Source organism: Candidatus Thiodiazotropha sp. AKAK2 (genome assembly GCF_058244685.1).
Map to the genome: position 1 here is coordinate 21,175 of NZ_JBSYOP010000025.1, position 22,622 is coordinate 43,796.

Below are 22,622 nucleotides of genomic sequence, written 5' to 3' on the forward strand. Positions count from 1 at the left end.
GGGACTGGCCGTATTCAGTGGTAAAGTGTAGAAGTCTGAACTTGATCTGACAGATTGAAAGTCTAGTTTTGATGTCATCTAACAGTCATAGTTTCCGTCCCGGTAAAAGGAGACATAGCGAGTCGTTAGCTTAGACGCCTGCTACGCGACCGAAGCTGACATTAAAGTGATTTCAGAGTACTTCTAATAAGTAGACTGTCAACGCTTTACATAACCGGCAGTACAAAGCAGTGCGAAGAACGTGTGGCGCTTTATCTATCATAGTGCATGCATTTGTTTACAGCACCTCATCGAATTTGGTCTAGTACGTTATGTTTTTTAGCTAGGCTTTGAGCCTCAAATAAAATATCACGAGCCATTTTAGGGTGACCGGTTAAAAAATAGGCAACGGACAGCTTTCTTTTTGCTTGAATCAGGAAACCTAGCCGGGAGTCACTTGTTGATAATAATTGCACGCCTTCTTCTAGTAGTGAACGCCCTTTCCAAAAACGAAGCTGATAGAGATAACCAAATCCTAGCTCAGACATAGCTTGGCCAACTGCACCATCCGAAGCTCCCTTTCTTTGACGTGCCTGTAGCACATACTCATAGTCTTTCACCGCCGCCCATATCGCTCCAAGTCGTCTGTAAATGCTACCACGGGTTGCTAGAAGATTAGCACCATCTCCAGCACCTTCAGAAATTGAGCGCTCTATGTCTTTGAGTGCCGCGCCCAAGAGAAAACGCCGTGTTATCAATGAGCGCGATATGCCAGCAATAGAGTATCGTGAACTCGCAAGTGCGCCACCAGGATAGGCCATTTCTTCGTCTTTCCATGCAGAATGACCTAATATTTGCATTTGGTTTCGTGTTTTTGCTTGCTGCACCAAAGCAGGAAGAACAGCTAGGTTGGGGTGCCCATGTAGTCCGTACCATGAACCTGCTGACGCCCATTCTCCGTAGAATCTATTCCAATAATTCAGAAATTCTCGTCGATCAATTTTACTACTAGATGCGCTGGAAAGTTCACGAAAAACAACCCAAAGCTTTGTTAAACGCCCCTCCTCATCAGATTGGCTCCGCGCGTCATTTAGCAATTTTGAAATAACTATTTCATTTGGTATAACGGTTGAATCTAAGAAAGCCCCATCAAAAAAAGGTAGTGACTCGTTTTCTGCTAATCCACCTTTGGCGTCTGCACCTCGAAGATTGAAGAAACCATCCACCAAATTAGCACGCAGGCGTCTTATGGCTTTCTGTTGGCCAACCGATTGATCTATCTTCTTTATGAGATATTCATGGATTTTATTAACAATTTTAGATCTTTCATATGGCCCTTCCCAATCAACAGAGGGTATCGCGTTACGGAGCATCCCTAACAGAATTTCGAGTTTGCCATTTGGTTGAAATCCCGCCACTTCAAACACACGCACCTTTCTGCCTAGTAGAATTGCATAGAAAAGTTCAGCCTCCCAATATGAGACATGGGCGATTTGATCATCAATCCTTAATCCTGTTCCGTACCAATCGCTGCCTAACAAGATAAGGAATTCTTGTGATTCTCTGATGCGCCTAAAAAGCCCTTCCAAGGTATCGCCAAATGTATCTTCTCTATCCAGTTCATCGCTAGTTCTAAAATCGTCAAGTTCATCGACCCAAATACCACGATTATCAGGTAGTTCCAAATCATGAACTGCCTTTCGAATATCGACTAATCCCTTCACCGGCGATGATAAAAACGAGTAGATCATAAAGTAATAGTATAAACGCTATTAGATCAATGAAGATCAATAGTGTTAGACATCGATTGATGTTGTTGTTAAGTCCGCTTTGGCGAGTCTACAATCTATTGCTCCGTACAAAATGGTCTGCTTTAGACCTCTAGGGTTCTCATGTTTTATATGGTTTAAGCTTCCGCTTTTGGCCGTTCTCTGCCGATGCAGCAGGCTTTGTATTCGGTCTGCATTGAGTTAGTTAAACCTGGGCAGCCTCTCTCCGCTGTCAGGTGGCATCGGAACTGATCATAATATATGCCAGATCTAGTCTAGATTTCTACAGGTAAAGTTGTAATCGTTATTTTTGGGTAACCTGCTCTCCTTCCTGCCGCTGTGATATGGCTCATTGGAGCGGCTCTATCAATGCATACAGGCCCATGGTGTTGAGGTCCTGTCTGTGATGTGGGTGAAGATGATGAGTGGTTGGCGGCCGTGAGTTCGATCACGCCTCAATCCATGAGAAACTGTTACCGCTTGTTGACAAAAAATAACAATCCATTGAGAAAACAGGCCGATCAAGCGTGGTTTTCAATATTGGTCGATGTTTTGGAGTGATTCATTTCCACGGTTTGACTCATCAGTCAGATAGTCACAGCTTCAATCCTGATCCGGGACCTGTTGGTTTTTCCGGCGGTGTATTACAATGCCGGGGCCGACAAACAGGTTGGTCAGTCTGTAATTTTTAAAGTTCTAGGAGCTGTGTCATGAGTGAGCTGTACTCAGAGCATCCTGTCATGTTCAAAAACAATCCGATCGGATTTATTGTTTCCATCATCCTGATACCGGTATTTGGTGTTGGCTTGGTGATACTGCTTGTCTGGCATCTGCAAAACAAAGCCTCCAAGTTAACCATCAACGACACTGAAATACTCTATGAAAAGGGACTTCTGAGTAAAGAGCGCTCGGAGATCAGTATCAGCAGTGTCAGAACCACCAAGGTGAAACAATCCTTTTTCGATCGTATTTTCGGTGTTGGTTCGATTGAGATCTATACGGCCGGCGATAGCCCGGAAATCGTGGCGAAAGGCCTGCCTGATCCAAATAGGATCAGTGAGATTATCCGTCCCAGGAAAGATGATCAATGATCGGTGAAACTGACAAAAAGGATAAACGGGAGTCGAGAACCATCGCGATTGTCCTGATTGCCATGTTGTTAGTCCTTGGGGTTATCCTGGTACTGATGCTGCCTGAACTCACAGAGCTTGCCAGGATGCATCTGAGTCCGGGTTTGGGAGTCAAGGACTCTGCCCTGATCTCCTTTTTTGTCTCAGTTGTTCTGCTGGTGCTGTTCGCACTCTTTTCCGGTGACGGTCTGATTGGGGAACTCCAGTTTATGATTCCTGGATTTTTTCTGTTTTTTGTACTGAACTGGTTACTGATAGCCTGGGTGTTTTAAACTTACTCTTTCAAGAACTTCTGTTACAAGATGGTCAAAACTGTCGATCGTTACATTGCCGATCTGCCTGAGGAGCGTAAACAACGTTTTATGCTTCTTCATCAGATGATAGTGAATGAGTATCCGGATCTGATCGTTGACATGCACTATAAGATGCCAACCTATCGACTGGGTGAAGGTTGGGTTGCGCTGGCCAATCAGAAAAACTATATCTCTCTCTATACCTGCAGTGCCACGCACATCGACGCCTTCAAAACAAAATATCCGCAAATCAAGACAGGTAAGGGTTGTATCAATTTCAAGGATAAGGATCCTCTGCCCCTCGATGATCTTGCATCGGTGGTTCATCACGCAATCTCCGAAGCGAAAGGCCATTGATCATGGGCTTTTCTGTCAGTCTACTGTTACAAATCAGCTAACCATTCATACAATTGGTTACAGTAACCCGTCAGAGATTTTCTTAAGCTTATGAGTGTGGTCGGGCTTGCCTGAATTCTCATAGTAACGTCTCTGCCCGGATTTGGGCAGGAGAGACCAAAATGGAATCCTGAGTGCAGCTGAGTGGCGTCCTCAATACAACAGTTCAGGTCAAATAAAGGACATGATCATAAGACCTTACAAGCCATCGGATTATGAATTTTGTGAAGCGCTGGTTAATCAGGCCTGGGGCTTCGATGAGATTTTTGAACCCGCTGATCTGTCGGCCCTGGCGAAGATTATCTATACCAAGGGCTCTCTGGTCAGCAGTAATTATCGAAGGGTTGTCGAAGATGACGGCCGTTTGGTCGGATTCATTTTCGGCTATAATGAATTTGTCGGTAAGCCAAAAGGCAAGCTGTTGTTCACGCTGCAAATATTGTGGCGACTTCTGACGGTCAGGGGGGACAGGCCGGAGGATAAGAAAAGCCTGTTTCAGGCAATTCAAGAGCACCAGAAGAACAGGGCGGCCATTGTCGGGCAGGGCAGAAGTGAAATTGTCTTGTTTGTGGTGGCCGAAGACTATCAGGGAGTGGGTGTCGGCAGTAGTCTGTGGTGCGGGTTTGAATCGTTCTGCAAGTCCGGCAGTGTGCGGGAGATCATTGTGGAGACCAACCGGATGGGGGCCAGTGGTTTCTATGAAAAACTGGGGTTTGAATTGATTGCGGATTTTGATTCACCTCTGCATGAATATGCCACCAAAGGTGGTCAGGCCTGTATGTATGAATATCGCACTGGGCAATCATCGGGGAGATGCTGAGAACCGGATAAAGGGATATCCGTTGGGCTGGGCGAATTAAACAAGGATGTATGATGAGTGCGCTCTCAACAACGCGCTATCAATGGATTCTGCAACTTCTGTTTGCCGTCGGGCTTCTGTTTTCCATTCTGATCTTTTATGTCAATCCGCCATTGAATTATGCTTGCCTGGCGTTTATGGGCATAGGTCTGGTTTCCGGTTTGGTCTTTTTAGAGAGTGTTCAGCACAAACTGGCGAGGTTGGTGGTTTTGGCTCCCATTTTCTGGCTGGTGGTGATCATCTCCCTGGCTGTGGCAAAAGTGTTGTCGCCCTATGTGTAATCGATCCATACTGAGTATTTGAGATGAAGCAACAAATCAGGCATCTGGATTCAGGCCGGGAGTTCTATATTGAGGAACGGTGCCATATCATCGAACTCTGCAATAGCGCTGATGATCCTGACTGCTCTATCGCCAGGGCAAGGGTTGAGCCGGGTGTTACAACTTGCTGGCACCGCCTGTCGGAGACGGCGGAGCGATACCTTATTCTCAGTGGAGAGGGGTGTGTGGAAGTCGGTGAGTTACCCGCTGCAACGGTCAAACCAGGTGATCTGGTCACTATCCCGCCGATGACCCCTCAGAGGATCACCAATACCAGCTCGGAGGATCTGATCTTTTATGCTATCTGCACTCCCCGGTTTCTGCCTGAACATTATCAGCAGCTTGAATCTGCTGAGTAACCTGTTAGGGCATGATTTGCACCCAGCGGCATTATCATTCACTCATGTAGAATCACTACACCACACACATTCTGCCTTGCTGGACACAAAAACAGACCCAGCAGGACGTATTGGATTGGTGTTAGCAGGTCCAAGGTAAACCGATGGGGGAATTGAGCAGACTCAAAGGGCTTGGCCCTAAGTCAGAAAAGGCTCTCAACGAGGTGGGTATCAGTACCAGGCGTGAGTTGGAGGACGTCGGTGCGGTTGGTGCCTACAAAAGGCTGATGCACGCCGGCGGAGAGAAGCCGAGCCTGAATTTTCTTTACGCCATGGTGGGCGCGTTGGAGGAGAGGCATTGGTCCGAGATAGCAAAGGTTGAGAAGGCCAGGCTGTTGATGGAGCTTGAGGATAGTTATCAACTGGATGAGATACTGGGGCAGGACGCTATCGACAGAACACCGGAGTCCAAGCGTGAAGATTGAGACAGAGATCGCGTTGCTGGAGGATATCTTCGCCGAATGGCAATCACTGATCGGCGAGGAGTATCAGGGCTATCGAAATCACGTCTACAGGATGGTCCACTTCTGTCAGATGCTGAGCGATGGGGATGAAGCGGCCCGGCAGAAGATTCTGATTGCCGGGGCGTTCCACGATCTGGGGATCTGGATCGAGGATACGGTGGACTATATTCCCCCATCGCTGCCACCCATGTTGGAGTATCTGCAAAGCTGTGGGCTTGAGGCCTGGTCGGAAGAGATCAGCCTGATGATCACCGAGCACCATAAACTCCGCCCCTATAACGATCAGGCGCAGCTTCTGGTGGAGTGCTTCAGGCAGGGGGATCTGGTCGATTTTTCAATGGGTCTGTTCCGCTTCGGCCTTACAAAGGCGCAGGTAGAGGAGGTCAAAGCGGTTTTTCCCAATGCGGGTTTTCATGCAGCACTGGCGAGGCGGGCCGGTCGATGGTTTTTGAAACACCCCTTTGATCCACTGCCCATGATGAAGTGGTAGCAGGCCCTAGTAGGGATCTGGAATAACCTTGCGTTTCTTGAAGCGTCGGTGGATCCACAGATACTGCTCCGGGGCATAGCCCACAGCCTGCTCGATCAGGCCATTGATGCGGGCTGCATCCGCTGGCAGGTCCTCTGTGGGGAAGGCCTCCAGGGGCGGGTGGATGATCAGCTTGTAGCCGCTGTCGTCCGCCTTGCGATAGCCGGAGAAGAGGATGGTGTCGGCCTTGCTGATCCTGGCCAGCCGGGAGGTGGCGGTATTGGTGCCCGCCGGTTCGCCGAAAAAGGGGGCCAGGGTGCTGTTGGGGCCTTTGAAGCTCTGGTCCGGGGCGTACCAGACCGGCAGGTTCTTTTTCAGGGTGCGCACCACCTGACGGATCTCGTTTCGCGGGATGGCCGCCTCGAAGCGCTGTTGCCGGTTACGGGTGAAGGCCCACTCGATGACCGGGTTTTCATGCGGGCGATACATCACGGCGATGGGCTGAAACAGGCTCAGCAGCCGCCCGGTGATCTCCAGGTCGGTGAAGTGGGCAGAGAGCAGAATCACCCCTCTGCCCTGTTCCAGGCTGCGTTGCAGATGTTCCAGCCCTTCGATCTCCACCAGCGGTTGCAGCTTGCTGTCTTTCGCCCACCAGGCAAAACCGATCATCAGCATACCGACACCCAGGGAGGCGAAATGCTGCTTCAGCAGGTGCTCAATTTCATCGGCCGATTTGTCGGCAAAGCAGATCTGTAGATTGACCCTGGCGATATGCCGGCGTTTGGCAGAGAGGCGGTAGATCACGCTGCCGATGCCCCGACCCAGGGGCAGGGCCATGCGGTAGGGCAGCCACTGACTGGTCAGCCACAGCAGGCCGAGTCCCACCCAGGCAGGCCAGTTTATCGGGGAGTAGAGTGAGTGTTTACGCCTTTTTGCCATGCTTAGAACTTGTTACTACCTGTCGCCACCCCTAAACTACAGGGTTTGTCCCAACCTGTGTTAACTGTTTGATGCAATTTCAACTTCCTGACTTCAGTAAGGCGCGTGTTCTGGTGGTGGGCGATCTGATGCTCGATCGCTACTGGCAGGGTGCGGCCGCTAAAATTTCACCCGAAGCCCCGGTACCGGTGGTGCATGTGCATGATACCGAAGAACGGCCCGGGGGTGGTGCCAATGTGGCATTGAATATGACCAGTCTCGGGGTTGGGGTGGCACTGTGTGGGCTGATCGGCCGGGATGAGGCCGGCGAGCGACTGACAGAACGGTTGGCCGAGTCGGGTGTCGAATGTCTGCTTCAAGCCAGTGAGTCAGTACCCACTATCACCAAACTGCGGGTGATCAGCCAGCATCAACAGCTGTTGCGACTCGATTTCGAACAGCCCATGTGGCAGGTGGATCTGGCGGAAATGAGGACGCACTATCAAAAGCAGCTGGCCGACAGCGATCTGGTGATTCTCTCCGACTACGCCAAGGGGACACTGCAACAGCCCCAGGAGCTGATTGCCGCTGCCAGGGGTGCCGCTGTGCCGGTGCTGGTGGATCCGAAGGGGAGTGATTTTGAGAAATATCGGGATGCCAGCCTGCTGACACCCAACCTGAAAGAGTTCGAAGCGGTGGTCGGTCACTGTGAGACCGATCAGGCGCTGAATGAGCGGGGCATGGCGCTACGCGAGTCATTGAATCTGGATGCCCTGCTGGTGACCCTGAGTGAACGGGGTATGCTGCTGATTCAGAAAGATGCCCCGCCGCTGCATCTGCCCACCCGGGCCCGTGAAGTCTACGATGTGACCGGTGCCGGCGATACGGTGATCGGTGTCCTGGGGGCGGGGATGGCGGCCGGCATGCCGATCCATGAGGCGGCCAGTCTGGCGAATGTGGCGGCCGGCCTGATGGTGGGCAAGCTGGGTGCCGGCAGTGTCACCCTGGGCGAGCTGAAGGGGGCGCTGAGCCGTCAGGGGGATTTCGACTTTCATACCATCCAGACCCGGGAGAGTCTCTGTGAGGCGAGCGAAACGGCACGCCAGCTGGGGGAGCGGATTGTCATGACCAACGGCTGTTTCGACATCCTCCACGAGGGGCATGTGCGCTATCTGCAGCAGGCCAAGCAGCTGGGCGACCGGCTGGTGGTGGCGGTCAACGACGATGACTCTGTGCGCCGCCTGAAAGGTGAGGATCGACCCATCAATCCGCTTGAGCAGCGGATGGCGGTGCTGGCCGGTCTCGCCTCGGTGGACTGGGTGGTGCCGTTCAGTGAGGATACCCCGGAGTCCCTGATCTGTGCGGTCAAACCCGATCTGCTGGTGAAGGGAGGCGACTACAAACCGGAGCAGATCGCCGGGTATGAGTGTGTGGTCAACAACGGCGGGGAGGTGCGGGTACTCGATTTTCTGCCCGGCCGATCCACCAGTCGAATCGTCGAGGCGATGCGCGATGGCCAGTGAGACACCAGATGGTTCCGGTATGTCGGGCAAGGAGCTCTATTTCCGGCTGCTGCAGCGGGTAAAACCCTACTGGAAGCAGTTTGGCGGCGCCCTCTCGGCGATGATCATTCTGGCGATGACCGAACCGCTGATCCCGATTCTGATGAAGCCGATGCTCGACGGCAGCTTCGTGGCGAAGGATCCGGACTATATCTTCTGGTCGCCGATCCTGCTGATTCTGTTGTTCACCGTGCGCGGGGTGATGAACTTCGTCACCAGTGTGGCGTTCGAGTGGGTTGCCGGCAAGGTTGTGCTGGATCTGCGCCGCTCGATGATCGAGCGGATTCTCACCATGGGGACCCCCTATTTCGACAGCAATGCCACCGGCACCCTGATCTCCAAGGTGACCTATAACGTCAACCAGGTGACCATGGCGGCGACCAAGGTGCTGACCACCATCGTCAAAGACACCATCGTGGTGATCGGCCTGATGGCCTACATGCTCTATCTGAACTGGATGCTGACCATGGTGATCTTTCTGGCGCTGCCGGTGATCGTGATTACCGTGCGACTGCTGGCAGTGCGGCTGCGCCGGGTCAACCGCTCTCTGCAGAGCACCATGGGGGTGATGACCCAGGTGCTGGAGGAGTCGGTGCGGGGCCACAAGGTGATCAAGATCTTCGAGGGTCGGCCCTATGAGCAGAAGCGCTTTCTGGAGCGGGCCAACTGGGTGCGCCGCTACAACATGAAGAGCAAGGTGGCCGGATCCGCCCACATGCCCCTGGTGGAGATCGTCGGCGCGACGATGATTGCGGCACTGGTCTATGTGAGTACCCATGACACGGTATTGGGGGAGCTGACCATTGGTGGTTTCGTCTCGCTGATGGCGGCCATCGGGCTACTCTTCTCACCCTTGAAACGACTCACCGGGATCAACCAGCCGCTGCAGAAGGGGCTGGCTGCGGCCGAGACGGTATTCGGCCTGATCGATGAGCCCGCGGAGGCCGACGACGGCAAGTCGGAGCTGCAGCGGGTTGCCGGTCGGGTGACCTTCGAGTCCGTCTCCTTCCGCTATCCGAATATGGATAAGGATGCCCTCAAACCGATCAGTTTCGAGATTGCCCCGGGCAGCACGGTGGCTCTGGTGGGGCACTCAGGCGGCGGCAAGACCACCATCGCCAACCTGATTCCCCGCTTCTACAATCCAAGCGGCGGGCGCATTCTGATCGATGAGGTCGATACCCAGGATCTCAGCCTGTTGAGTCTGCGTCGGCAGCTCTCCTATGTGGGGCAGGAGTCGGTGCTGTTCGACGATACGGTGGCGGCCAATATCGCCTATGGGGCTCAGGGTGAACCCACCATGGAACAGATCAGGGAAGCGGCCAAAAGCGCCCATGCCCTGGAGTTCATCGAGCGCCTGCCGGAAGGTTTCGATACCCGTATCGGTGAGGATGGTGTGCGCCTCTCCGGTGGGCAGCGTCAACGACTGGCCATCGCCAGGGCACTGATCAAGGATGCGCCGATTCTGTTGCTGGACGAGGCTACCTCGGCACTGGATACCGAGTCGGAAAGGCATGTACAGGCAGCCCTGCAGGCCCTGACCAGGGAGCGAACCACGCTGGTGATCGCCCATCGCCTCTCCACCATCCAGCATGCCGATACGATTCTGGTGGTACATGACGGAGAGCTGATCGAGCAGGGCAGGCACCAGCAGCTGATCGAGCAGCAGGGAGCCTACTATCAGCTCTGTCGACACCAGTTCAGTGAACACTTTGATACCGGGGATGAAGGATAGCCGTTGCCGCTTAAGCGCTGGTCGTTATGCGATATCTTTATACTCTACTGCTGATGCTGCTGACGCCGCTCTATCCGTTGCGGTTGTTCTGGCGGGCGCGCAAGGCCCCCGCCTACCGGGAGCGTTGGCTGGAGCGATTCGGTGTTTTTGATCCCCCGGAGGGCCAGGAGGGGATCTGGATCCATGCGGTATCGGTGGGTGAGGTACAGGCGATTGCGCCCCTGGTGGGCCGTTTGCTCGACCGCTATCCGGATCATCCCCTGCTGATCACCACCACCACCCCAACCGGAGCCGACCGGGTCAACGCCCTGTTCGGTAACGATGTGGCCCATCGCTACGCGCCAGTCGATCTGCCCTGGGTGGTGCAGCGCTACCTGCAAGCCTACCGACCCAGGCTGTTGATCCTGGTTGAGACCGAGATCTGGCCCAATCTGATCTATCACGCCAAACGGGAAAAGATTCCAACCCTGCTGGCGAATGCCCGCATGTCGGTCCGTTCGGCGCGGGGTTATCACAAACTGGCCGGACTGACCCGACAGGCGCTGCGGAATCTGACCCTGATCGCTCCCCATGCGGAGGCGGATGCGGAGCGCTTCCACACCCTGGGTGCCCGGCCCGAGCAGCTGGAGGTGATCGGCAGTATCAAATACGACATCCACCTTCCAGGCAGTCTGCTGGAGCTGGCTGATGTGCTGCGCAGAGAGTGGGGCGCCGCCCGGCCGGTCTGGATTGCCGCCAGCACCCACGAGGGGGAGGATGAGCTGCTATTGCAGGCTCATATGGAAGTTCGCCGGCATGTTGGCGATGCCCTGTTGGTGCTGGTGCCACGCCATCCTGAGCGCTTTGAGCGGGTGGCTCAGCTGGTTGAGGAATCCGGTTTTTCTCTGGTCAGGCGGAGCCAGCAGATTCCCTGCGATGAAGAGACCGGGGTCTTCCTGGGCGATACCATGGGAGAACTGACGCTTTTCATCGGTGCCTCCGATGCGGCCTTTATCGGTGGCAGTCTGGTGCCCCATGGAGGACATAATATCCTTGAGGCTGCAGCCCAGGGGGTTGCGGTGGTGTTCGGCCCTCATATGTTCAATTTCAATGAGATCAAAGAGCTGTTCACCCAGCAGCAGGCTGCCGTTGAAGTTGCCTCCGCCGAAGCCCTGGCAGAACAGATCACTCAGTGGTTAAGCGATGCCAGTGAGCGCAGCCGTATCGGTGAAGCGGGGCGGGAGCTGGTGGACAAAAATCGTGGCGCCCTGGATCGATTGACCCGTTTGATTGAGCAGTTGTTGGATGATTATTAACCCACCTTATTTCTGTGACTGTGCTTATCAAGGTTATTGTTGATAAACAGTTCGAACGAACAAAATCTTGAAATAATCTTTTTATTCCTATAATTGGTTATTATCAGCCCTGCACTAGATCGCTTCTTATCGGGGCTTTATTTTGTGTGTTTGCGATATATCGCTACAAATTGATGCTAATCGCCATAAACAATACGCAGGTCATTGAAAGAGTCTGTGCGATTCAATTCACATGAACCTTTTCACACTGTTGAGAACCAGGCCGGCTGTTCCTTTTTGGCGGTATCAAACCGCGACCGGCTTCACATATGTTGTCTTATACTTCCACTAATAACTGAATAGTATGCCTCTCTCTCGAGTCTTCAGGGACGACGCGAACCTATGAGATCCCTGAATGAAAAAGCTCCACAAACCAAACAAGCGCTTGCTTCTCAGTCAGTTACTCTGGAAAAAACGCCTCGATAAACAACAGTTGCCCCATGCGGGTTATATGGGAAATGGTGGAGATATCCATCTGGTGCTGGGGGTCGAGGGTGCCGGTATCAGCCATTTCGTCCAGCTGCTCTCCCAGGCCCTGCCGGAGAATCACTACATTCACCATCCTTTGGTGAAGTTCGAGCCCAAGCTCACCCTCTCCAATCATGGGGAGAGGCTGGCGATGCCCTATCAGAAGGTTCTGACGGCAGACAACCCCATGAGTCGGGTCTATCGGATATACGCTGAAAGAGCGCAGGCGGAGAAAAAATTTGATCTGATGGCAGAGGATAAGCCGTCTGACCCGGATCCCACGCTGATTCTCAAGGAGAGCCACGCTCTACTCGCCACGGAAGCCCTGGTAAGGGAGTTGAAATGCCACACTCTGCTCTATGTCAGTGACCCGGTTCTGCTGGCTGAGCAGATGTTCTCCAGAGAGGGTATGGAGACCAGCTATCTCGATTTCGAGAGTGAAGCGGTGATGGACCCCACTTTTCTGAAGCGTTTTCTCGCCAAGGATCTACGCCCAGTCCTACATGCCTATAAAGTGATTCAACGCCTGAGATCCAGTCGCCAGCGACAGGTGCAGATGAAGATCTTCACCATTGCTCTGATCCAGTATATGTTTCGTATGCTGGCGGCCCGCTATCCTGAGCTGGCGACGCTGGTCGATGCGGCTGTCATCGAGAACGACCCCAGACGTCTGGAGTTTCCATTGGTCAATTGGCTTGGTGCGGAAAATCTGCACAGTGCCTCGCGGGTGATCGCAAACGCAACCTTTACCCCGCAAGGCCAGGAGACACTTCGCTGGACACGCTCATGGCCGGAATCGATCACCACCTTCGAGGCCCTTTCCAGCAAGGATGTGAAGCTGGCCTATAAACTGCTCATCGAGCATCACCTGATGAGCGATGAATCGAAGCGTAAAACCTGGGCCGGGAAATCCGTTGCCTAACTCTCACGGATAGGATTTGAACTGTGGGATTTGAGCCTGAGAACCTTTGATTGCCAGTTATCGGGGAAAGCCACGAATGGACGCTGATCAGCACCAATGTTCGCTAAAGCGCTATTCAGTGTCTGATGCATCAATCCATAGCCAACAGCATGTAAATTAAAATGAAAGAGTAGCTCCCCTCTCCCCTTGCGGGAGAGGGGCTGGGGGAGAGGGGCTGGGGGAGAGGGGGAATGTATCCATCAGCACCCCCATCAATTTAAATACTCCCCAAGACAAAGAGTGATGGGTGAGTGCAGTTAAACTTCAATTGCATCATATGTTTGATGCGCACCCTCTCCCCAACCCCTCTCCCATCAAGGGAGAGGGGCTATTATGCAGTTATTTGCGAACGTTTGCGGTGATTGGCGTCCATTCGCGGCCAATTGCTGAAATCAAAAAAGACAACCAAAACGGGAACCCCATTTAATTATCGATCTCCATCAGACTCTTCGCCGCTATGCGGGTCTCTGAAGGGTAGCCGAAGGCGTTGTTGATGTAGCGAACGCCTTGAATCTTGACGGACCGATTAACATGACTGTGGCCGTAGATATGGATGTCTGATTTGAGCACGCGAATCTGCTGATCGAGCTGTGGGCTGCCCAGCACCGGGTAGATGTCGCGAAACCGGCGTGGAATGAAATCCGGCATCACGTCGATGCGGGGCAGAAAGTGTGAGAAGGTGATCACCCGCTCGGACGAGTCAGCCACCTGGAGCTTGTTTTTATCCAGGAAGAACCGATTTTGCGCCTCCGGAGTCTCCAGGGCCTCGGGCCATTTGCAGTGGATGAAATCCATCCACTTGCCCAACAGGGTATCGCTCATGGTGCCGAAACTGAGGTCGTACCAGGAGAAGAGCGGAACGATGCTGGTGCCGTTGAGACGCTTGGGTTCGGTGATGACCTGATGCTGCTGAGCCAACTCAAGCAGCTTGAAGAATTTCTCAATCGAGTCGGCGGGGGAGTCTTTGCGAACCCAGATATCGTGGTTGCCGGGAACGTAGAAAACCGCTTTGAATTTCCTTTTCAGCTGATCGAAGCAGCGGGCGATAAGGGCCTCCGAGTCCGAAATGTCGCCGGCCAGAATCAGGCAGTCATCGAGATAGTCCAAGTTGGAGAGATTGACGATCCACTGCTCATTCACCGCAAAGTCGATATGGATGTCTGAGACTGTGAAAATCCTCATCTAACCCTTACTGTCCCCGCTGCCGTGATCCGTGCTACGGAAAGGTGACCGGTGGCGGCTTTACCCCGGTGCCGGTGGTATCCGCAACGATCTGCTGCGCCAGGGACTGACCCATCTGTTGAGCTTTGGATTGACTCATCTCGTCGGCCGCGCCCCCATCCCCCTCTTCCTGCTTCATATAGAGGGTCTGGGTGGGGAAGGCGAACTCGACCTCCAGCCCCTGGGCGAGGCGCAGGATGTCGAGCATGAAACGGTGCCGTTCGCGCAGTTCGGTATTCCACTCCGGCGTCTCCCAGAAGACATACAGCAGCACATCCAGGGAGGAGGCGGCGAACTCATTCAGGTAGACATGGTAGTAGTCCTTGCGCATGTAAGGGTGCTGGCGAACCAGCTCCCGAACCCCTTCGCAGAAGGCCTCGATACGATCCGGCGGGGTGTCGTAGGTGAGAGAGAGTTTGCAGGAGAGCCGGCGATAGCGTCGCTCACCCATGTTATCCACCGTGGCGGTGATGAACTTGGAGTTGGGTACGGTTACCACCGAGTTGTAGAAGGTGCGTATCCGGGTACTGCGAAAACCGATGCGTTCGACGCTTCCCTCCGCCCCGTCGACGATGATCCAGTCCCCTACGGAGAAGGTGCGATCCATCAGCACGGTGACCGAGCCGAACAGATTCTGCACCATATCCTTGGCCGCCAAGGCGAAGGCCAGACCGCCAAGGCCGAGACCCGCCAGCAGGCTGGAGATATCCACGTTGAGGTTGTCGGCGATGAAGACAAAGCCGATCACCGTGACGAATATCTTCAAGGTGCGGGGGATCAGCGGTACCAGGGCGTCATCCAGTTTGTTTTCGGTGAGCTGGGCCCGTTTATGCAGAAACGCCGAGACCAGATCCACCAGGCGATAGGCTGCCCACACCCCGGAGATGCTGGCGAGAAACTTCACCGCCACCAGCAGGATCAGCATGACGTTTTCCGTCAGCCCCATCAGGTTGATACCGCTCCACCAGATCAGCGCCATGGCCATCAGTCCCAGTGGGCGCAGGATATCCTCGGAGATCTCTTTGAACTCCTGGTGATTGGTCTGATTGCGCCAGCGGCGTACCCCGCTGCGCAGGAAAAAGGAGAGCAGCTTGTCGGCCACCACACCCAACAGGATGGTGAACAGCAGGCCCAGCCATTGCCAGTTGGGCAGCAGAAAGGTGGCCGCCTTGAAGGAGGCGGGTATCTGCTGACGAAAGCGGATATGCCAGGGTATTTTGCTCGACTCCGCCTGTTTGCCGTCGACCCTTTGGATCTCGGCCACCTCATCCATAATCGCCGGCAGCTGGCTGATGGTGTTCTGGTCGAACAGCCAGGCACCGGACTCGGTCCGGGCAATACGGATGTCGCCGTGTTCATAGCTGTGAAACAGGTAGGTGGGGCCATCGCTTTGGTTCGGAACCTTTTTCAGATCGACCACCCGGGTTCGATCCATCACCTCGATCAACATCCAGGCCAGGTCACTCCCTTGCTCCTTTCTCACCAACGAATTGATGTCCGACAGATCCAGGGTGGTGATCGCCGCATCGATGCGTTCAGGAGCGCCCCGCTTGATGTCGTTCATGGCATGGAGAAAGGTCTCCATGGTGGCGCGGGGGGATTTCAGGGTTTGCGGGACCGCGGCCGGTTTTACTTCGGATTGGTCCGATTCAGCGTCGGCCTTGGTCGCCTCTTCTGCCCAGACAGGTGGTAATAACAGAGTCAGCAGCAGGACAAGAAACAGGCTTGGGTTATTTTTAAAACACATGGTCTTGAAGAGAGGTTGAGGTTGATCCTGGGCGCTAGTTTAACCCAATGTGTATAGCGGATCATGGATCTTTTCATGCAATAAATCCGGTACCTCCAGTGAGCGGTAAAGTGACCGGGCAGGGGGGAAGGGATTGGCAATGGCTTCAAATACAATCGTTTCCAGACTCGCTGGAATCAAGTTCCTAATCTTCAGGCCGATAAAAACTATGAAACTTCGGGTCAGTCCGAGCAGGAGCTGTAAGCCCAGTCGGTACGAACCGATCCAAATCGCACCACGCCATTTTCCAGGAGGGTGCATCACCAGACCCCCGTAGGTTGTAGTTTCATCCAATGCTGATCATTGGTTGTGATGATTTGTCGCATCCGCTTTGCATCTGAGGAGGTTGAAATGAGTGGTTCAGAATCGTCGATCCAGAATTTTCTGCTGGCTACCCTGGAGATCTTCTCCGTCATACTGTTGGTGGTGTTGACCCTGATTCTGGTGGCGGTGATCGTCACCTACATCTTCGATATCACCCAGACCAAGACAGCGATTCGAAGAAATTATCCGGTCATCGGTCATTTTCGTTACTTCTTTGAACATCTTGGTGAGTTCTTCCGCCAATACTTCTTTGCCATGGACCGGGAGGAGCTGCCGTTCAACCGGGCCCAGCGCAGCTGGGTCTATCGGGCCGGAAAGAATCTGCCCAACACGGTGGCCTTCGGCTCCACCCGGGATATCCGACGCCCCGGTTCGATCCTGTTCGTCAACTGCCCCTTTCCGACCCTGGGTGAGGATGCGGTGCCGCCAGGCCCGGTGACCATTGGTGAGGATTGCCAACACCCCTACACCACGGCTTCCCTGTTCAACATCTCCGGGATGAGCTACGGGGCACTCTCCAAGCCCGCCGTGCTGGCCCTCTCCATGGGTGCCAAGCGGGCCGGCTGCTGGATGAATACCGGCGAGGGGGCCGTCTCTCCCTACCATCTGGAAGGGGGCGCCGACATCGTATTTCAGATCGGCACCGCCAAGAACGGGGTGCGGGATCTGTCCGGCAATCTGAATGATGACAAATTGAAGGAAGCGGCCGCACTGCCTCAGGTGAAGATGTTTGAGATCAAACTGAGCCAGGGGGCGAAGCCGGGTAAAGGGGGGATTCTGCCGGCAAAGAAGGTGACCGAAGAGATCGCCGGGATTCGCGGCATTCCGCAGGGCAAGGATGCGATCAGCCCGAATCGTCACCCGGATATTCGCAGCAGCAGCGATCTGTTGGATATGATCGAGCGGGTGCGCCGTGTAACCGGTAAGCCGGTGGGTTTCAAGACGGTGATTGGCGGGCCCCAGTGGCTCGACAGCCTGTTCGATGAAATCAATAAAAGGGGGGCATCCTCCGCCCCCGACTTCATCACCCTCGACGGCAGTGATGGGGGAACCGGAGCGGCGCCCATGCCGTTGATCGATGCAGTGGGGCTTTCACTCAGAGAGAGTCTCTATATCCTGGTCGACCGGCTCAATGCCCATGGTCTTCGGAATCGGGTCAAGGTGGTTGCCTCAGGTAAGCTGATCACCCCGGCGGATGTGGCCTGGGCGCTCTGTGTCGGGGCCGATTTTATCACCTCCGCTCGGGGTTTCATGTTTGCGCTGGGTTGTATCCAGGCGCTGCAGTGCAACAAGAACAGCTGCCCAACCGGCATTACCACCCATGATCCCAAGCTGCAGAAGGGGCTGGTGCCCGATGTGAAGGCGGACCGGGTAGCCAGCTACGTCAATAACCTGGTGCATGAGGTTGGAGTCATCGCCCACTCCTGTGGGGTGAAGTCGGCACGGGACCTACGTCGTCAGCACGCCAGAATTGTCACTGCAGATGGTCCTTCGGTAGCGTTGGATGAGCGATTTCCTCCGGTGAATCCGTCCCGGGAAGAAGTTGTCAGTTGAGGTTGATTCTGCCATGGATGGCGAAGAGGGATCAGTCCGCAAATGAAAGCGAAAAACGCAAACAGTGCACTCTCTCTCTAATACGTATTTCATCATGGTGATTCCGGTGCAGGCGGGAATTCAGGAGCCACCACAAGGATGGATTGCAGAGTTAAATACCGATATGGCCGTGAGTCTGGCCTGCAAGTCGATCAAGTGGGCTCCTGGCCCCCTGTCCGCCCCGGCCGATAACATGGGTGTAGATCATCGTGGTTGAGACATCAGCATGACCAAGCAACTGTTGAACAGTGCGGATATCTGAACCCGCCTCAAGCAGATGAGTGGCAAAGGAGTGGCGTAAAGTATGACTGGTTACCCGCTTGCGAATAGCGGTTGCAGTAGCGGCACGTTTTACCATTTTTTGAACAGCAGACTGATGTAAATGGTGGCGACGCAAGACGCCGGTTCGAGGATCCTGCGCAATGCGACTGGCGGGAAACAGATATTGCCAACGTAACTCCTTATCGGCATTCGGGTATTTGCGAGAGAGCGCGTCTGGCAGGAAAACCGAACCGAAACCAGCCTTCAGATCATTTTTGTGCTGCGCTTGTACCTGTTCGACCTGAGCTTGTAGGGAAGGTATCAGCAGATCCGGCATAGGCACAGTGCGATCTTTCTTACCTTTACCGGCGCGCACAATGATATTGCGGTAGTCGAAATCGAGATCAAGCAAGCGAAGGCGTACACACTCCATAACCCGCATGCCGGTACCATACATGAGTTGCAGAATCAGTTGATTGACTCCTTTCGTTTGCATTAGTAGAGAATTTATTTCCTTAATGCTCAACACAGTTGGTATGCGTTTTGGTTTTTTTGAGTATGAGAATGGACCGATATTTCCCAAAGGTCTTTCTAAAACACGGGCATAGAGAAAAACAATGGCATTCAGCGCCAGCGACTGAGTTGCGTTGGCAACCTTGCGTTGGAGCGCCAAATGTTCTAGAAAGGAGGCAACGTCTGATTCAGTGCAGTCACAGGGATGCCTGTTATTATGGAAGCGAAGGAAACGGTTAATCCAGTTGAGATAGCTCTTTTCCGTATTGATGGAATAGTCAGGAAGCCTCATAGCAACCAAAAAGCGCCGGTAGAGATCGGGAAAAGTCCTGGCCAGGTGGTTTTTAGGATCCTCGACCGATTTTTCGATCATTTCGACTGTGCGGGCAACCGTTACATGGTCACATTCCAAAGCTCTCGCACCATTCAACCAGCTATCCCAATCGAACTCACTACACCAGGGTTGGCGTAAACAGTGGCCGTACAGAATTCTCAGCGCATCGACCTTCTGACGATATTGCCAGGCATTGATCTGGGGCTCTCTTCCAATGCGCTCAAGCCAATCGATGATACTTTTAGCCGAATGAGATCTGAGTCTGGTATTGGGGTGATCAGCCATAAATGCTTCAACATGGCGTCGATACCAGGGTATGGATTTAGCTGGGATGCGAAAACGTTTCAGCATCGCAGTGTAATTCTGCCAAAACTGGGCGATTTTAGGGCTTATAGCCGGATTGTGTTCCATGAGTATATGCTCTCGTTATTATTTATTCGTTCCATGAATGAGAACATTTATAGTACAATTGGCGTCATAATACAATACATGTGCGGTCCACATAATATGTTTTGTGAGCCGTCCACATAATCAACTGTTGCACAAATAAAAGGAAGAGATAGGACTTAACATTACCCATACAACGTCATGCCAACATGGATAAGTTTGTAAAAGGAGAACCGCATGGAAGCGACACTACAAAGTATATTTCGTTCGGAGTTTGAAAGCTATAGAAAGATGCACGGACTGAGCCTAGATCAAATCAAAGCAGCACAAGCCATTATGGCATGTCAGAGTGATGAACTCGGGCATGAAGAATGGTTATGTCGTGATGATGATTATGTGTTACGACAACCGCACTCCTGCCGTCATCGTAGCTGTCCCTGCTGTAATGGATCGTATAGTCAAGAATGGCTGGATAAGATCAAAGCCAAACTGCTCCCTTGCGATCACTACCATGTCGTTTTTACGTTGCCCCATGAGTTGAATCCGATCTGGCATTACAATCGTCGTTGGTGTGCCGATAAACTGTTTCAGGCAACAGCTGAGACACTGAAAGAACTGTTAAAAGATGAGCGTTATCTTGGTGGAGAAGTCGGTTTCTTATCCACGCTGCATACTTGGGGCAGGACCCAAATATTTCACCCTCACATGCATGTGTTAGTGTCAGGTGTTGGGAAGCAAGGTGACGAAGTGCTTCGTGTAGAAAACGACTTCTTAATACCAGTAGGTGTGCTAAAAGCAAAGTTTCGTGGCAAATGGCTGAGTTGGTTAAACCGCGCTTATAGCGAAGGTGAGATCATACTGCCTGAAGGATGGTCAGAGCTTGATTGGCGTCGCATTCTGCGGCAAGTTTCACGAAAGAAGTGGAATATCCGGATACAGGGTGCCTACCGACATGGGGACGGTGTTGCGATTTATCTTTCACGATATGTCAGGGGTGGGCCGATCAAGAATCGACAGATTCTGAGCGTGGATGATCAAAAGGTCAGATTTCGATACAAAGATCATCGTGACAGTAAAGTCAAAACAATGAGCCTACCAACGGAACATTTCATCACGCGAGTACTGTGGCATGTAGCCGTAGGCGGGCAGCATCAAGTAAGGCATTATGGATTGTACGCCAGTGGTGGCCGAGAGAAGCGTGACAGATTGCGAAGTTTATTAGGATTAGATCTTGAGAAGGTGTTTGAAAAACGGAAAAAAGAAGCGCCAATTTGCCCGAAATGTGGCCATGTACTGATGCATGTAATGAGTACAAGGCGTGAATTATCCTATATAAGGAGTCGTGATGTGCAACAAGTCGTTGCAACGGACCGTGATAGACCTGTTTTGCCGATGGGGTGGCATTCCATCGATGCATCGCCACCCTTTTTTTGGCCTGTGCAACGGCCGTTGAACTAAATCGTTAAGTGCTTTAATGCTAAATAAACAATGCTAAGCAATCCGATAAAAGAGCACAGGAAATCAACAGAATCTTTGGCTGCCTCACTCAAGCAGCCAGATATTTATCAGTGGCTTATCCGTTATGGTTATTACCCTGAAAGCTTTATATTGCCTCCATGCTTCGAAGTCAGCAAAGCACCATCAAAATATAAGCTGTACTTTAAAATTGTTAAGAAAAAGTATAGTCCTACTAGGTCTGAGTGCATTAATGTCCACTTTCCTAAATCTGAGTTAACTGATAGAACATTTGGTGTTATTGAGCCAAAAATACATAATGACATTTCCTACCATATTACAAGGAACTGGAAATCTATTCTAAAGGCGCTTTTCCCAAAGCAGAGCATTGTAACTTCATATAGCTTTCCACTGCCTATTGACTCGAAACAGCCAGGGAGGCTCAGTTATCTTAGAAGTGGGCGAATGATTTACGAATATATAGGTATGGTAGATGATGACATCGCGTCAATGTCATATAGATATACACATATCGTAAAAGCAGATATTAAAAACTTCTATCCATCTGTTTATACGCACAGTATTTCTTGGGCCATACATGGCAAGCGCTTCATTAGAAAACCTAAAAATATGTACAATTCTTCATTGCTTGGTAACAGGCTTGATAAATTGTTCCAAAATGCCAATGACGGGTGCACAAATGGCATTCCAATTGGGCCGGTCGTATCTGATCTGGTTGCAGAAATAATAGCAGCCGCTGCCGATACATCTCTGTCCAAACAACTAAAGGCAGCTGGAATTGAGTGCGATATAGTACGATTTAAAGACGATTATCGCATTCTTGTTAAATCAGAAAATGATGGCAAATCAGCCATAAAATTCTTACAAACAGCTTTAAAAGAATACAATTTAGAGTTAAGTGACGAGAAAACTAATATCAATACATTGCCGGATGGATTGTTTAGAAAATGGGTATCTATGTATCACTCTGTGCATCCATACAAGAGAAAACGCTACTCTTGGAAACAATTCAGAGAACTATATTTGTCTGTAATCCGTATACACGAAGAATGCCCGAACACAGGGGTGATTGACAGATTTCTTGCGGATATCGTAGATAATGATGGCAAGTTAAAAGTTGATGTTGATATATTAAATCTTCAAAAAGTAATAAGCATGCTTTTGATGCTAGGCAACCTTCACATCAAGTCGTTCCCTAAAGTCATGGGTATTCTTGAGTCTATACTGCATTCATTTTTTGGCTCAATCCACCAAGAACTTATCGTAGAGCATTTAGAGAAATATTTACTCAAACTCATCATAGAAGAAGACAGGAACAAATACTTAATTTCTTGGATAAGCTATTTTCTAGTGAGTAATAACTTAGTTAAGTACTTGTCTACTAAGCCAAAATTGAAAGATCCAATTACCAGATCAATACTAAATAATCGCGGCGTAGTATTCTCACGAGAAAAGGACTTCAAGTTATTTACTGGCTGCCGTGCGGTCGCTAAAAAAGTCACGATGCTGGAGCATCTAGATGTATTCAATCCGCCAGAGCGCACTTAATCGGGTAAGGGCGGGTATCTAACCCGCCCTCCCCACACCACCTAGCATGCGGGTCCGCACTAGGCGGTTCATCAAGCGTAGTGAAACTTAATCCATAGCTCTCGCACTGAGACAAGCCCTTGTT

Annotated in this window: 20 protein-coding genes; 15 read left to right on the forward strand and 5 right to left on the reverse strand. The window is 52.0% G+C overall.

Going from position 1 to position 22,622, the window contains the following annotated elements:
• Positions 1 to 287: 287 nt before the first annotated feature.
• Complete coding sequence (locus AC4IE8_RS11360) at positions 288 to 1,664, reverse strand: hypothetical protein (RefSeq protein ID WP_490791049.1); 1,377 nt, start codon at positions 1,662 to 1,664, stop codon at positions 288 to 290.
• Positions 1,665 to 2,458: 794 nt separating this feature from the next.
• Here AC4IE8_RS11360 and AC4IE8_RS11365 point away from each other — a divergent pair.
• The 8 genes from AC4IE8_RS11365 (at position 2,459) to AC4IE8_RS11400 (ending at position 6,098) form a co-directional block, all read left to right on the forward strand.
• Positions 2,459 to 2,839 carry a PH domain-containing protein gene (locus AC4IE8_RS11365; RefSeq protein WP_068987303.1) on the forward strand — a complete coding sequence of 127 codons (381 nt, stop codon included), beginning with the start codon at positions 2,459 to 2,461 and terminating at the stop codon, positions 2,837 to 2,839.
• Positions 2,836 to 3,150 carry a hypothetical protein gene (locus AC4IE8_RS11370; protein ID WP_068987304.1) on the forward strand — a complete coding sequence of 105 codons (315 nt, stop codon included), beginning with the start codon at positions 2,836 to 2,838 and terminating at the stop codon, positions 3,148 to 3,150. The genes AC4IE8_RS11365 and AC4IE8_RS11370 overlap by 4 nt, the downstream gene beginning before the upstream one ends.
• A 30-nt stretch (positions 3,151 to 3,180) precedes the next feature.
• Positions 3,181 to 3,528, forward strand: a complete 348-nt coding sequence (locus AC4IE8_RS11375; protein ID WP_490791050.1) for an iron chaperone — start codon at positions 3,181 to 3,183, stop codon at positions 3,526 to 3,528.
• 223 nt (positions 3,529 to 3,751) lie between these two features.
• Complete coding sequence (locus AC4IE8_RS11380; protein ID WP_068987306.1) at positions 3,752 to 4,387, forward strand: GNAT family N-acetyltransferase; 636 nt, start codon at positions 3,752 to 3,754, stop codon at positions 4,385 to 4,387.
• A gap of 53 nt (positions 4,388 to 4,440) precedes the next feature.
• Positions 4,441 to 4,707, forward strand: coding sequence for a hypothetical protein (locus AC4IE8_RS11385; RefSeq protein WP_068987307.1), 267 nt, complete (start codon positions 4,441 to 4,443; stop codon positions 4,705 to 4,707).
• A 23-nt stretch (positions 4,708 to 4,730) separates the two neighbouring features.
• On the forward strand, positions 4,731 to 5,105 hold the full coding sequence (locus AC4IE8_RS11390; protein ID WP_490791051.1) for a cupin domain-containing protein: 375 nt from the start codon (positions 4,731 to 4,733) through the stop codon (positions 5,103 to 5,105).
• Between the two features lie 143 nt (positions 5,106 to 5,248).
• Positions 5,249 to 5,569 (forward strand): TfoX/Sxy family protein, encoded by a 321-nt coding sequence (locus tag AC4IE8_RS11395; RefSeq protein WP_068987309.1) that lies wholly within the window; start codon positions 5,249 to 5,251, stop codon positions 5,567 to 5,569.
• Positions 5,559 to 6,098, forward strand: coding sequence for a hypothetical protein (locus AC4IE8_RS11400; protein WP_068987310.1), 540 nt, complete (start codon positions 5,559 to 5,561; stop codon positions 6,096 to 6,098). The genes AC4IE8_RS11395 and AC4IE8_RS11400 overlap by 11 nt, the downstream gene beginning before the upstream one ends.
• A 6-nt stretch (positions 6,099 to 6,104) precedes the next feature.
• Here AC4IE8_RS11400 and lpxL read toward each other — a convergent pair whose 3' ends face one another.
• Positions 6,105 to 7,016, reverse strand: a complete 912-nt coding sequence (lpxL, locus tag AC4IE8_RS11405) for an LpxL/LpxP family Kdo(2)-lipid IV(A) lauroyl/palmitoleoyl acyltransferase (RefSeq protein ID WP_068987311.1) — start codon at positions 7,014 to 7,016, stop codon at positions 6,105 to 6,107.
• Between the two features lie 71 nt (positions 7,017 to 7,087).
• Between lpxL and hldE the strand changes: the two genes are divergently transcribed.
• The 4 genes from hldE (at position 7,088) to AC4IE8_RS11425 (ending at position 13,016) form a co-directional block, all read left to right on the forward strand.
• Positions 7,088 to 8,518, forward strand: coding sequence for a bifunctional D-glycero-beta-D-manno-heptose-7-phosphate kinase/D-glycero-beta-D-manno-heptose 1-phosphate adenylyltransferase HldE (hldE, locus tag AC4IE8_RS11410; RefSeq protein ID WP_490791052.1), 1,431 nt, complete (start codon positions 7,088 to 7,090; stop codon positions 8,516 to 8,518).
• A complete protein-coding gene (msbA, locus tag AC4IE8_RS11415; protein ID WP_490791053.1) occupies positions 8,508 to 10,292 on the forward strand; it encodes a lipid A export permease/ATP-binding protein MsbA in 1,785 nt (594 codons plus the stop codon). The genes hldE and msbA overlap by 11 nt, the downstream gene beginning before the upstream one ends.
• A 26-nt stretch (positions 10,293 to 10,318) precedes the next feature.
• Positions 10,319 to 11,587 (forward strand): lipid IV(A) 3-deoxy-D-manno-octulosonic acid transferase, encoded by a 1,269-nt coding sequence (gene waaA / locus AC4IE8_RS11420; protein ID WP_068987313.1) that lies wholly within the window; start codon positions 10,319 to 10,321, stop codon positions 11,585 to 11,587.
• A gap of 394 nt (positions 11,588 to 11,981) precedes the next feature.
• Positions 11,982 to 13,016 carry a hypothetical protein gene (locus AC4IE8_RS11425; protein WP_068987314.1) on the forward strand — a complete coding sequence of 345 codons (1,035 nt, stop codon included), beginning with the start codon at positions 11,982 to 11,984 and terminating at the stop codon, positions 13,014 to 13,016.
• A gap of 462 nt (positions 13,017 to 13,478) precedes the next feature.
• On the opposite strand, the gene AC4IE8_RS11430 is transcribed toward AC4IE8_RS11425, so the two are convergent.
• Together AC4IE8_RS11430 and AC4IE8_RS11435 are read right to left on the reverse strand one after the other, a co-directional pair.
• Positions 13,479 to 14,237, reverse strand: coding sequence for a metallophosphoesterase family protein (locus AC4IE8_RS11430; RefSeq protein WP_068987315.1), 759 nt, complete (start codon positions 14,235 to 14,237; stop codon positions 13,479 to 13,481).
• A gap of 34 nt (positions 14,238 to 14,271) precedes the next feature.
• Positions 14,272 to 16,023 (reverse strand): mechanosensitive ion channel family protein, encoded by a 1,752-nt coding sequence (locus AC4IE8_RS11435; RefSeq protein WP_490791054.1) that lies wholly within the window; start codon positions 16,021 to 16,023, stop codon positions 14,272 to 14,274.
• A 390-nt stretch (positions 16,024 to 16,413) separates the two neighbouring features.
• Between AC4IE8_RS11435 and AC4IE8_RS11440 the strand changes: the two genes are divergently transcribed.
• Positions 16,414 to 17,940, forward strand: a complete 1,527-nt coding sequence (locus tag AC4IE8_RS11440) for an FMN-binding glutamate synthase family protein (protein ID WP_490791055.1) — start codon at positions 16,414 to 16,416, stop codon at positions 17,938 to 17,940.
• Between the two features lie 151 nt (positions 17,941 to 18,091).
• On the opposite strand, the gene AC4IE8_RS11445 is transcribed toward AC4IE8_RS11440, so the two are convergent.
• Positions 18,092 to 19,438 (reverse strand): integron integrase, encoded by a 1,347-nt coding sequence (locus tag AC4IE8_RS11445; RefSeq protein WP_490791056.1) that lies wholly within the window; start codon positions 19,436 to 19,438, stop codon positions 18,092 to 18,094.
• A 273-nt stretch (positions 19,439 to 19,711) separates the two neighbouring features.
• On the opposite strand from AC4IE8_RS11445, the gene AC4IE8_RS11450 reads away from it, so the two are divergent.
• Positions 19,712 to 20,932 carry an IS91 family transposase gene (locus tag AC4IE8_RS11450; RefSeq protein WP_490791057.1) on the forward strand — a complete coding sequence of 407 codons (1,221 nt, stop codon included), beginning with the start codon at positions 19,712 to 19,714 and terminating at the stop codon, positions 20,930 to 20,932.
• 30 nt (positions 20,933 to 20,962) lie between these two features.
• Positions 20,963 to 22,498, forward strand: coding sequence for an RNA-directed DNA polymerase (locus AC4IE8_RS11455; protein ID WP_490791058.1), 1,536 nt, complete (start codon positions 20,963 to 20,965; stop codon positions 22,496 to 22,498).
• Positions 22,499 to 22,622 lie beyond the last annotated feature (124 nt).

Coding starts and splice junctions, on each gene's coding strand:
- AC4IE8_RS11365 (WP_068987303.1), top strand. CDS start 2,459: ATGAGTGAGCTGTACTCAGAGCATCCTGTCATGTTCAAAAACAATCCG.
- AC4IE8_RS11370 (WP_068987304.1), top strand. CDS start 2,836: ATGATCGGTGAAACTGACAAAAAGGATAAACGGGAGTCGAGAACCATC.
- AC4IE8_RS11375 (WP_490791050.1), top strand. CDS start 3,181: ATGGTCAAAACTGTCGATCGTTACATTGCCGATCTGCCTGAGGAGCGT.
- AC4IE8_RS11380 (WP_068987306.1), top strand. CDS start 3,752: ATGATCATAAGACCTTACAAGCCATCGGATTATGAATTTTGTGAAGCG.
- AC4IE8_RS11385 (WP_068987307.1), top strand. CDS start 4,441: ATGAGTGCGCTCTCAACAACGCGCTATCAATGGATTCTGCAACTTCTG.
- AC4IE8_RS11390 (WP_490791051.1), top strand. CDS start 4,731: ATGAAGCAACAAATCAGGCATCTGGATTCAGGCCGGGAGTTCTATATT.
- AC4IE8_RS11395 (WP_068987309.1), top strand. CDS start 5,249: ATGGGGGAATTGAGCAGACTCAAAGGGCTTGGCCCTAAGTCAGAAAAG.
- lpxL (WP_068987311.1), bottom strand. CDS start 7,016: ATGGCAAAAAGGCGTAAACACTCACTCTACTCCCCGATAAACTGGCCT.
- hldE (WP_490791052.1), top strand. CDS start 7,088: ATGCAATTTCAACTTCCTGACTTCAGTAAGGCGCGTGTTCTGGTGGTG.
- msbA (WP_490791053.1), top strand. CDS start 8,508: ATGGCCAGTGAGACACCAGATGGTTCCGGTATGTCGGGCAAGGAGCTC.
- waaA (WP_068987313.1), top strand. CDS start 10,319: ATGCGATATCTTTATACTCTACTGCTGATGCTGCTGACGCCGCTCTAT.
- AC4IE8_RS11425 (WP_068987314.1), top strand. CDS start 11,982: ATGAAAAAGCTCCACAAACCAAACAAGCGCTTGCTTCTCAGTCAGTTA.
- AC4IE8_RS11430 (WP_068987315.1), bottom strand. CDS start 14,237: ATGAGGATTTTCACAGTCTCAGACATCCATATCGACTTTGCGGTGAAT.
- AC4IE8_RS11435 (WP_490791054.1), bottom strand. CDS start 16,023: ATGTGTTTTAAAAATAACCCAAGCCTGTTTCTTGTCCTGCTGCTGACT.
- AC4IE8_RS11440 (WP_490791055.1), top strand. CDS start 16,414: ATGAGTGGTTCAGAATCGTCGATCCAGAATTTTCTGCTGGCTACCCTG.
- AC4IE8_RS11445 (WP_490791056.1), bottom strand. CDS start 19,438: ATGCTGAAACGTTTTCGCATCCCAGCTAAATCCATACCCTGGTATCGA.
- AC4IE8_RS11450 (WP_490791057.1), top strand. CDS start 19,712: ATGGAAGCGACACTACAAAGTATATTTCGTTCGGAGTTTGAAAGCTAT.
- AC4IE8_RS11455 (WP_490791058.1), top strand. CDS start 20,963: ATGCTAAGCAATCCGATAAAAGAGCACAGGAAATCAACAGAATCTTTG.